At 63.7% G+C, this 9,025-nt stretch carries 9 protein-coding genes; 2 read left to right on the top strand and 7 right to left on the bottom strand.

Features of this window, described 5'->3' with window-relative positions:
• Positions 1–162: 162 nt before the first annotated feature.
• Positions 163–1,584 carry a M28 family peptidase gene (locus ACVOLR_RS19480; protein ID WP_481537906.1) on the bottom strand — a complete coding sequence of 474 codons (1,422 nt, stop codon included), beginning with the start codon at positions 1,582–1,584 and terminating at the stop codon, positions 163–165.
• 253 nt (positions 1,585–1,837) lie between these two features.
• Between ACVOLR_RS19480 and ACVOLR_RS19475 the strand changes: the two genes are divergently transcribed.
• The gene (locus ACVOLR_RS19475) at positions 1,838–2,818 is read left to right on the top strand and encodes a hypothetical protein (RefSeq protein ID WP_481537905.1); all 981 of its coding nucleotides are present in this window, start codon (positions 1,838–1,840) and stop codon (positions 2,816–2,818) included.
• Positions 2,819–2,879: 61 nt separating this feature from the next.
• Here the strand turns inward: ACVOLR_RS19475 and mscL are convergent, their stop codons facing one another.
• From mscL to ACVOLR_RS19460, 3 genes are all read right to left on the bottom strand, one after another.
• Positions 2,880–3,296: a large-conductance mechanosensitive channel protein MscL gene (gene mscL / locus ACVOLR_RS19470; RefSeq protein WP_481537904.1), complete on the bottom strand. Its 417-nt coding sequence runs from the start codon at positions 3,294–3,296 to the stop codon at positions 2,880–2,882.
• A gap of 58 nt (positions 3,297–3,354) precedes the next feature.
• Complete coding sequence (locus ACVOLR_RS19465; protein WP_481537903.1) at positions 3,355–4,059, bottom strand: fumarylacetoacetate hydrolase family protein; 705 nt, start codon at positions 4,057–4,059, stop codon at positions 3,355–3,357.
• Positions 4,060–4,347: 288 nt separating this feature from the next.
• The gene (locus tag ACVOLR_RS19460) at positions 4,348–4,629 is read right to left on the bottom strand and encodes a hypothetical protein (RefSeq protein WP_481537902.1); all 282 of its coding nucleotides are present in this window, start codon (positions 4,627–4,629) and stop codon (positions 4,348–4,350) included.
• A gap of 172 nt (positions 4,630–4,801) precedes the next feature.
• Between ACVOLR_RS19460 and ACVOLR_RS19455 the strand changes: the two genes are divergently transcribed.
• Positions 4,802–5,149 (top strand): Rieske (2Fe-2S) protein, encoded by a 348-nt coding sequence (locus ACVOLR_RS19455; RefSeq protein WP_481537901.1) that lies wholly within the window; start codon positions 4,802–4,804, stop codon positions 5,147–5,149.
• 200 nt (positions 5,150–5,349) lie between these two features.
• Here ACVOLR_RS19455 and ACVOLR_RS19450 read toward each other — a convergent pair whose 3' ends face one another.
• From ACVOLR_RS19450 to ACVOLR_RS19440, 3 genes are all read right to left on the bottom strand, one after another.
• Entirely contained in the window at positions 5,350–7,197 is a 1,848-nt protein-coding gene (locus ACVOLR_RS19450; protein WP_481537900.1) for an SLC13 family permease, read from the bottom strand.
• A gap of 124 nt (positions 7,198–7,321) precedes the next feature.
• On the bottom strand, positions 7,322–8,074 hold the full coding sequence (gene trmB, locus ACVOLR_RS19445; RefSeq protein ID WP_282272406.1) for a tRNA (guanosine(46)-N7)-methyltransferase TrmB: 753 nt from the start codon (positions 8,072–8,074) through the stop codon (positions 7,322–7,324).
• Complete coding sequence (locus tag ACVOLR_RS19440) at positions 8,074–8,868, bottom strand: thiazole synthase (protein WP_481537899.1); 795 nt, start codon at positions 8,866–8,868, stop codon at positions 8,074–8,076. The genes trmB and ACVOLR_RS19440 overlap by 1 nt, the downstream gene beginning before the upstream one ends.
• Positions 8,869–9,025 lie beyond the last annotated feature (157 nt).

The following is a 9,025-nucleotide window of genomic DNA, read 5'->3' as shown; positions in this document are numbered from 1 at the left end:
CCCCCCCCCCCACGCCTCCCACTCTTCACTAAGTCGCCCCCGCCCGCGGGTGGGGTGGTTTTTTTCGCTCTCCCCCCCCCCCCCCCCGCCCCCCCCCACTACAGAAACCCGAAACAAGAAAGGCGCCCTGCGGCGCCTTTCTTGTTTCAACCGGGCAAAAAATCACTCCCGCGGCGGCACCACATCCTTGGCTTCGCTGCCGAAGCTGCCTTCAGACTCCGCTGCCAGATAGGCAAACACGGTGTAAGCAGCCACGTTTTGCGCCAATGCCTTCGGGTCGATCTTGTCCAGGGTGTCGTCCGGGGTGTGGTGCAGGTCGAAATAATCGGTTCCGTCCTGCGCCAGCCATGCCCAGGCACCGCCCTTGGCCGCCAGCGGGCCTACGTCGGGGCCGGGGCCACCTTCGTTGGCGCGGTATTCGATACCCAGCGGCGCCAGCGCCTCGCCGATCTGGCGGGTGGCCTCGCGCGATTCAGCCGGATTGCCCGAGCCGGTGTTGAAGGCATAAATACGGCCCGCGCCGAAGTCGCTCTCGGCGGCGATGTGCTGCTGCACGATTTCGCCAGCCGCGACGCGCGCAGCTGCATAGGCCTTGCCACCGTGCAGACCCTGTTCCTCGTTTGCGAAGGCGATCACGCGGATGGTGCGCTTGGGTGCCTGCTTGAGCTGGCCGATCAGATGGCCGGCGGCCATGGTGATGCCGATACCTGCGCCGTCATCGATGGCGCCGGTGCCCAGGTCCCAGGAGTCCAGGTGACCGCCGATCACGACCACTTCCTTGGGCAGGCTGCGGCCGGTGATTTCGCCGATCACATTCTGCGAGGTGTAGCTGCCGTCCCAGCCGCAGTCCAATGCGATGCGGATGCGGGTAGCACCGCGCGCGACCAGACGGTTGAGCTGGTCGGCATCCGGGCCGGAGAGTGCAGCCGATGGCACGGGAGTCAGGCCTTCGTCGAAACGGGTGATGCCGGTATGCGGCATGCGGTGCGAATCGGTACCGGCCGAACGCATGATGAAGCCGACCGCACCCTTGCGGATCGCCTCGGACGGGCCACGGCTGCGCACGCTGCCGCCGATGCCGTAGTCAGCGCCATCCCGCTTGCGGGTCATGGTGAAGTCGACATAGGCGATCTTGCCGGTCAACGAGCCTTCCGGCGCCGCCTTCAATGCATCCAGACCTTCGAAACGTACGATCTCGGCTTCCACCGTGCCGGCCGGGCTACCGCCCAGCGCGGTGATGGTCAGCGGCTGCGGATGCGCACCCAGTACCGAGGCGTGCTCGCTGCGGCGCTCCCACTTCGGGAAGGTGACCGGCTCGGTCCAAACCTTGTCGAAGCCCAGCGCCTTGAACTTGGCCTTGGCCCATTCCACCGCACGTGCATCGGCTTCGCTGCCGGCCATGCGCGGGCCCACTTCGGTGGTCAGCGATTCCACCACCTGCCAGCCGGTGTTGTCCGCCAGCGCCTGTGCGCGCAGTTCGGCGGCCTTGGTCAGCGCCTGCTGCGGAATATGGGTGGGCGCAGCGTTGGCAGCGGCCGAGGAGCACAGCAACAGGAGGGCAAGGGAAAGAGCGCGGCGACGCATAGTCAATTCCAAGGTGATTTGTCGAGTCAGGGTAACAGTGGTTTGGCGTAGGGGAATGTGCCGGTTGGGATGTGTGGAAGTCTTGGTATTGGCTAGGTGGTTCCCCTTCTGGCTGCTTTTGCAAGCATCCGCTAGACGATATGAGCGGCTAAAACGATGACAGGCAATCAAGGGTTTTTCTCGTATTGCGATGCAGCATCACAAGCGAGCCTGAGCACCCCCACCGGTTTGGTGGATAGCTCAGGAACACTTGATGACATTGCGACACAAGACGGCAGGGACGTTGTTGATGCTGGTACTGCCAGTAATCGGATTGGCACAGACGCACTCCATGGACGATGTGCGTTTTACCGGGCCGTTGGTCACTCCGGGCCCGGCAGCGATGCCGCAAGGCGAGTTTTTTGCTCAACCGTATTGGATCTACAGCCGCACCAGTGGCGTGTACGACGACCACGGTGATCGCCATACGCTGGATGCACACGACAGCAGCCAATTGCTGAGCCTGTTGCTCAGTGGAGGTATCACCGATCAGCTGACCGGCGAGTTGGTGCTCAACGGCAGCCGCTCGGCGCAGGGCGCGCAGCACAGTGATGGCTATCGGATTGGTGATAGCGCAGCGCGGCTGCGCTACCAGTTGCGCGCTGGCGATGCATTGACCAGCAAGATGACCTTGGCCGCGATGCTGAGCCAATCACTGGCGACTGGGCGACATGACCGCCTGGGTGAGAACACGCTCAACGGACAGGGTAGCGGCGTCTATCGCACCGGCCTGTCGTTGCTGGGGCAGCAGGTGCTGTGGATGCCAAATGGGCGGCCGCTGCGCTGGCGCTGGCAGACCACCTGGAGCCCGTCGCCGGGCAGCGTTTCGCTGGTCGGGCGCAGCGTGTATGGCACCGAGCAGAGCTTTCGCGGCACGCTCGACGCGGGTGCGGCGGTCAGTGGCGCATTGGGGCTGGAATACAGCATCAACCGCAACTGGGTGTTGGCTTTGGATCTGACTGCCAGTACGCAGTCGGGCAATGTGATTGATGGCAGCACCGTCGATGCTTCCGGTCAGCGGAAAGGGCTGCATCAGACCGGCGCACGCAGCCGCGCGTTCAGTGCTGCGCCGGCCGTGGAATACATCATCAACGACCAGGTCGGTGTGCTGTTCGGTGTGCAGGCGTCGTTGCCGGGAGGGCGCAACAGCGCCTCTTATGTCAGCCCCCAGGTGTCGATGACGATGACGTTCTAAAGGTTGCAAACGGCAACGGCCGGGGAATCTCCCGGCCGTTGCTGGCAGACCTACAGAGCGGTCAGTGCTTGTTGAGGCCGTCGCGGATCTCACGCAGCAGCAGCACTTCTTCGCTGGGCTCAGGCGCGGCGGCCGGGGCTTCTTCCTTCTTGCGCGACAGGCGGTTGACCACCTTGACCAGCATGAAGATTGCGAAAGCGACGATGACGAACTGGATCAGCGTGTTGATGAAGTCGCCATAGCCGATCACCACGGCAGGGATTTCCTTGCCGTCGGCGCCGATCTTTGCCGGTGCCAAGGTCCAGGCCAATGCCGAGAAATCGACATTGCCGATCAGCCAGCCGATCGGCGGCATGATCACCTTCTCGACCAGCGAGGTGACGATCTTGCCGAATGCGGCACCGATCACGACACCGACCGCGAGGTCGATGACGTTGCCGCGCATCGCAAATTCCTTGAATTCGCTGATCATTCCCATGTGTTTTTCCTAGGTAAGCATGAAGGGGAGCTGGCGCAGACTACTCCACTGGATGTCATCAGGCGATCAAACCTTCGCGATGTGCGATTTTTCCTAGGCGTGCGCTGAAACGGTCGCCTCGCTGCAGTGCGGCCACGCCGGCCGGGGTGCCCATGAAGATCAGGTCGCCGGCACGCAGCGCGTAGAGTTTGGACAACTCATGCAGGATGTCGGCGACGTTCCAGATCATCTGGTCCAGCGTGGACTTCTGGCGCAGCTCGCCGTTGATTTCCAGCGACAGCTCCAGCGGCGCCAGGTCACCGATCTCGGAGGCGAGCACCAGGGTGCTGACCGGCGCGGAATGATCGAAGCCCTTTGCGATATCCCAAGGGCCACCCTTGGCCTTGGCGGCTGCCTGCAGGTCACGGCGGGTCAGGTCCAGGCCGACGCCATAGGCCAGCACCAGATCCATCGCCTGATCCACGGCGAGTACACCGGCCGGCGCATCCTTGCCCAGCGCCACCACCAGCTCCACTTCGTGGTGCAGGTCGGAGGTGGCGGGCGGATAGGGGATCGCCGTGTCGCCGACCACGATGGCGTCGGCTGGCTTCATGAAGAACATCGGCTGGCCGCGTTCGCTGGCCGAGGCTGGTGCGGCAGCGCCCATCTCGCGGGCGTGATCGGCAAAATTGCGGCCTACGCAATAGATGCGGCGCACCGGGAAGGTGCCGCCACCGGCGACCGGGATGCGAGGCTGGGGCAGGGCGGGAATCAGATCAGTCATGGTTGCGTCCAGGTGAAACGACGCAAAAGTCTAGCGGACGCAGGCATCTGTGTAGAGCGTAGGCACGCTGCGCGCGAAGGCCAATTTGTGGGAGCGGCGTAAGCCGCGAAGCAGATGGTCGATCAGATTGCAGCTATGCCGGTAGTTTCGGTGGTGTCGGCTTCGCGGCTGACGCCGCTCCTACAACCTGAGCGCACTGGTGAGGCCCCTGCCGAGCATGGCTCCGCACTACAGGAGAGGCTTTCGGGAAGGCCCCTGCCGAGCGTGGCTCGGCACTACAGAAAAGCTTTAGCGCGGCTGCGGCAGGGCGGTCTTACGTACTACGCGGTACTCGGCGTCGACCACGGTCGGGTCGGCCTTGCGTACGGCGCGGGCTTTGCGCGATGCAAACAGCTTCCAGGCGATGCCGCCCAAGATCATGGCTGCGCCAATGAATACGCCGCCGACTACCAGTACCGCAAGAATTGCGATGCCGAGCAGGCCCAAGGCAATGCGCACCAACGGGTTGCGCGGTTTGCGCGGCTCGAACAGGTTGCGCAGCTTGGCGAATTGGACGTAACGGATGTTCATGAAAGCTCTATGACGTTGAGTCTGCTGTGGAGTATCAGGGGCGATTAGGCCAATTGCGTGAAGTTGTCGTTAATTTATGTCTGAATAGGGGGCGCGACAGGGGCGTGAGTCAGCTTCGTCCAGCCTTGACTGCCCATGCGACAATAAGCGGCTTACTCGTATCGGTGTTCCAATGCCCAGCGCCATCGCTTCCGGAATCGAACTTTGCCCGTTGGCCGCCGTGCCTGACCAAGGCTTTCACGCGGTGGTGGCAGTGATTGATGGCGATGCCGAAACCTTGGTCTTGTACCGCGATGGTGATGCGGTGCGGGCGTGGTTGAACGTCTGCCCACACGCCGGGCGCGCGCTGGATTGGGCGCCGGGCCAGTTCCTCAAGAGCCGCGAAGGGCATCTGGTCTGCGCCGTGCACGGTGCTTCGTTCGAGCTGGAAGGCGGTATCTGCGTCGCAGGCCCGTGCAAAGGCGATTCGCTGCGCGCGGTGCCGGTGCTGGTGAGCGACGAGAAGGTGTTGCTGGGCTGAGGCTGCTCAAGCGGTTCTACAGGCCTAGCGGCCTTTGTAGGAGCGGCGTTAGCCGCGAAGCCACTAGTGCTACAAGGCCGATAGTGTCTGGTGATCGATAAAAGCCGCTGTTCGCTGCGTGGCGGGTGTTTTTCCGCCGTTTGCGCCGGCAGGTGTGCTGGCTTCGCGGCTGACGCCGCTCCTACAAGATCCCGAGCCTCTCAGAACATGATGTTGATCATGATCACCACGATCGCGGTATAGAGCAGCGACAGCGGTCCGCCGACCCGCCACATCTCACGCGGGGTGTATTTGGCCGGGCCCATCGCCATCGAGATCACCGGGTTGGACGCGGTCATCAGGTTGTTGGACGCCGACAGGGCTACGATCAGCGCGAACGCGGTGGGATTGCCACCCGCAGCCAGCGCAAGGTTGACCGCAATCGGCACCATCACGATGGTCGCGCCGACATGGCTGATCACCAGCGAGAACGCGGTGGTCAACAACGCCAATGCGATCTCCAGTGCCCATACCGGTATACCGGCAGGCAGCTTGTCGATGGTGTGGCCGGCAATCCATGCCGCTGCACCACTGCTGTCCATTGCCCAGCCCAGCGGAATCAGGCCGGCCATCATGAAGATGGTCTTCCAGTTGATCGCCGCATAGGCCTCGTCCATGCGCAGCACGCCGGTCAGCAGCATGCCGGCTACGCCGGTGAGCAGGGTCAAGGCCACCGGCAGGTGCGAGGTGAGCGCGATGATGATGGTCAGCGCGAAGATCGCCATGGCGATCTTGAATTTGTGCGGGCGCTGCTCGCCCTTGGGGTAGTCGGTGACCACCACGAAGTCACGGCTTTCAGCAGCGGTAGCCAGGTCCTGCCAGATGCTGTGGAAGACCAGCATGTCGCCGGCACGCAGTGCGGTATTGCGCACGTCCTCGCGGATCACCTGCTTGTCGCGGTTGATCGCCAGCAGGCTGATGCCGCGCTCCTTGCGCAGGCGCAGCTCGCCGGCAGTTTTGCCGATCAGGCGCGAGGTCGGCGGCACCACCGCTTCGGAAATGCCGGCGCGCGCAGGATTGAACAGATCGCCCAGCTGCTTCAAGCGCGAGGACATGCGCAGGAACTGGTTCTGGGCGAAGTCCGACACCTGCTGACGCGGGCCCATCGCGCCGATCACGCTGCCCACCCATATGCGCATGTCAGCCGGCGGTGACAGGCGGGTGTCATCGCCGGTCTTCAATGCCAGCAGCAGTGGCGCGTCGAACAGGTTCTCGGCCTCACCGACGGTCATGCCGACCAGCGGGCTCTCGGCAGTGACCAGCAGTTCGAAGACGTCGCCTTCGATGCCATAGGACTTGGCGAAGTAGCTCTCGGTGCGGGCTGGCGCCTGGCCGTCTTCGCTTTCGGTTTCTTCTTCCTGCAGCTTGCGGCTGCCGTAGAAGCGGAAGTACAGCAGCGAGGCAATCAGCAGGGCGACACCGATCGGCAGCGGCGCGAACATGCGCAGCGGCTCGATGGTGGCGGTGCCGGAGGGCAGGTTGTTGTTGGCCGACATCAACAGGTCGTTGAGCAGGATCAGCGGCGAGTTGCCGACCATGGTCAACGCGCCGCCCATCACGATGGCGGCGGAAATCGGCAGCAACTGGCGCTTCAACGTGAGTGCGGTACGCGAAGCCAGGCGCGAGGCGACCGGCAGGTACAGCGCCATCACCGACGGGTTCTGCATGAACGAGGAGTTCAAGCCAGCGGTGGCGCTGGTCAGCAGCAGCAGCCGTTGTTCCAGCCCATGCGAACGTCGCAACAACCAGCCGGCAAGCCGGTTCAGCGCGCCGGTACGGTCCAGGCCAGCGCCAAGAATGGTGGTGGCGATGATGCTCATCACCGCGTTACCGGAGAAACCACCGAAGATTTCTTCCGGGGCAATCAAGCCGGTAACGCCCAGCACCACCATCACCACCAAGGCCACCACGTCGGCGCGGATGCGCTCGAACAGGAACATGGCCATCGTGAAGCCCACCAGCCCGAGCACGAGCTTCATATCGGTGGTGAGCGTCAGCGCGGTATCCATCAGGACAGTGACTTCAAGGAGGAGGGCTGGGACGGTTTGACAGTGCAATCTGCCATCAACGTTGCGCAGGCAGCGTGTTCGGCTATCTCATGGAAGCGTGCAGCTGTCATCGCGCCCTCATCACTCAGCCGGCGTCCGTGTTGCCGGGCTTGTCATACAACAGATCCCAGACGCCATGGCCGAGCTTCTGGCCGCGGGTTTCGAAGTGGGTCTGCGGGCGCCAGTCCGGGCGCGGCACCGCGCCACGCGGGCCGGCGCGGTTGACCAGGCCAGGTGTGGCGTCAAGCACGTCCCACATCTGCTCGGCATAGTCTTCCCAGTCGGTGGCGCAATGCAGGCGGCCGCCAACGCGCAGCTTGCGCACCAGCAGCTCAGCAAAGCCCGGCTGCACCAGGCGGCGCTTGTTGTGACGCTTCTTGTGCCAGGGATCCGGGAAGTAGATGCGGATCTCGTCCAACGCGCCGTCGGCGATTTCCTTCTCCAGCACCTCGACCGCGTCGTGGTGGTAGAGCTTGACGTTGTCGGCATTGTCATCGGCCAGCGCATTGAGCAGGCGGCCTACGCCCGGTGCGTGCACTTCGATGCCGATGTAGTCCTTGGAGGTATCGAACTGCGCGGCGTAGCGCAGGGCAGCGCCGTTGCCGAAGCCAATTTCCAGCACCTTGGGGGCGTTGCGGCCGAAGGTGGCCTGCAGGTCACGCGGCTCGCCATTGAAGTCGATGCCGAAGCGCGGCCAGCGGTCGTCGAACGCGCGCTGCTGGGCCGGGGTGAAGCGGCCCTGGCGCAGTACGAAGCTGCGGATCTCGCGGCGGCCTTCGGTAACGGTGAAGGGCTTGGGCGGTGCCTTGGAGCCCGCGCTGTCAAAAGGATTGGTCATCAGCCGATCAGCCCATCAACGGGGGAGGAAGCGCTGGCATAGCGCTTGCGCGGGATACGGCCGGCGAGGAAGGCCTCGCGGCCGGCTTCCACGGCCTTGCGCATGGCGCTGGCCATCAACACCGGATTGCGGGCACCGGCAATGGCGGTGTTCATCAACACGCCGTCGCAGCCCAGTTCCATCGCGATGGCCGCGTCCGAGGCGGTGCCGACGCCTGCATCGACGATGATCGGCACCTTGGCGTTCTCGATGATCTCGATCAGGTTGTACTTGTTCTGGATGCCCAGGCCTGAACCAATTGGCGCGGCCAGCGGCATCACCGCGGCGCAGCCGATTTCTTCCAGACGCTTGGCCAGGATCGGGTCATCGGAGGTGTAGACCATGACGTCGAAGCCGTCCTTGACCAGCTGTTCGGCGGCCTTGAGCGTGGCCATCACGTCCGGGTACAGGGTCTTCTGGTCGCCCAGCACTTCGAGCTTGGTCAGGTTGTGGCCGTCCAGCAGCTCACGGGCCAGGCGGCAGGTGCGCACCGCGTCTTCGGTGGTATAGCAGCCAGCAGTATTGGGCAGGATCGCGTAGCGGTCCGGCGGCAGCACGTCGAGCAGGTTGGGCTCGCCCGGGTTCTGGCCGATGTTGGTGCGGCGGATCGCCACTGTGACGATCTGGGCGCCAGCGGCTTCGGTAGCCAGGCGGGTTTCTTCCAGATCCTTGAACTTGCCGGTGCCGGTCAGCAGCCGGGATGAATAGGTTTTGCCGGCGATGACCAGCGAATCGGTGGGGACATTTGCATTCATGCCCGAATTATCACCCATCCCGCCTACGTGTAGTGCCGAGCCATGCTCGGCAGAGGCTTTCCCATGACCTGACAGGTAGTGCCGAGCCATGCTCGGCAGAGGCCCTTCCATGACCTGACATGTAGTGCCGAGTCGTGCTCGGCAGAGGCCCTCCCGG

The organism is Stenotrophomonas sp. STEN030 (assembly GCF_056759995.1).
This window is presented reverse-complemented; position numbering and strand designations above follow the sequence as displayed.